Genomic DNA, 1,262 nt, shown 5'->3' on the forward strand with positions numbered 1-1,262 from the left:
GTGGCGGGGACGGGGACGACGTAGGACTGGTTGAACTCGCGGATGGGGCCGCCGCCGGCGCGGAACCATTCGATGATCGGTGTGGTGGGTACGTCGCCGATGCCGTCCTTCCCGGGTGCCGTCTGTGTGCCGACCTGGCCGGCGATGGCGGCGAGTTCGCGGACGGTGCGGCGTTCGAAGACGTCGCGTGCGGTGAGGAGGAGGCCGGCTTTGCGGGCGCGGCTGACGAGTTGGATGGAGGCGATGGAGTCGCCGCCGAGGTCGAAGAATCCGTCGTCGATCCCGACTGAATCGAGGCCGAGCACCCCTGCGAACACGGCGCACAGCGTCTCTTCCGCCGCCGTACCGGGCGCGGCGGTCCCGGACTCGCCTGCCACGGACCTGGCCGGGGGTGCGGGGAGTGCCTTCTTGTCGAGCTTGCCGTTGACGGTCAGGGGCAGGGCGTCGAGGGGGACGAAGGCGGTGGGGACCATATAGGCGGGCAGCCGTGGCACGGCGTATTCGCGTAGTTCTGCGAGGTCGGGGTTGCCGACGATGTAGGCGACGAGGTGTTTGTCGCCCGGGCGGTCCTCGCGGACGACGACGGTGGCCTGGGACACCTTCGGGTGGGTGGTGAGGACGGCTTCGATCTCGGCGGGTTCGATGCGGAAGCCGCGGATCTTGACCTGGTCGTCGGCGCGGCCGACGTAGTCGAGGGTGCCGTCGTTGCGCCAGCGGACCAGGTCGCCGGTGCGGTACATCCGCGAGCCGTCTGTGGCGAAGGGGTTGGTGACGAAGCGCTGTGCGGTGAGGGCGGGGCGGCCGAGGTAGCCGTGTGCGAGTCCGGTTCCGGCGAGGTACAGCTCGCCGGGAGTGCCGGTGGGGACCGGGCGCAGGCCCTCGTCGAGGACGTAGGTATGCATGCCCGCCAGCGGTGAGCCGATCGGCACGGGTGCGCCGGGTGCCTTGTCGGCGGGGACCGGCCACGCGGTGGCGAAGGTGGTCGTCTCCGTCGGCCCGTAGACGTTGACCAGGCGCAGGCCGGGGCAGAGGGCGAGAGCCCGGTCCACCGCGTCCACGTCCGCCGCCTCCCCGCCGAACCAGACCTCCCGCATTCCGGCCAGGGCGTCCGGGGCCTCGTGCACCAGGACGTTGAAGAGCGTGGTGGTCATGAAGGTCGAGGTCGCCCCGTGTCGGGTGATGGCGGTGCGGAGTTCGTCGGGTCCGAGTCGGTTGCCGGGGGCGATGACGATGGTTCCGCCGCGGAGGAGGGGTGTCCACAT

At 70.9% G+C, this 1,262-nt stretch carries 1 protein-coding gene; it reads right to left on the reverse strand.

Annotated features, from left to right (window positions below; all coding sequences use genetic code 11):
- Positions 1-1,262, reverse strand: a 1,262-nt coding sequence (locus tag ACFU5F_RS42420; protein WP_383899041.1) for an AMP-binding protein, incomplete at both ends; no start/stop codon positions are given.

It is taken from the genome of Streptomyces sp. NPDC057438, assembly GCF_042802995.1.
In the GTDB taxonomy this organism is placed as follows: Bacteria; Actinomycetota; Actinomycetes; order Streptomycetales; family Streptomycetaceae; genus Streptomyces.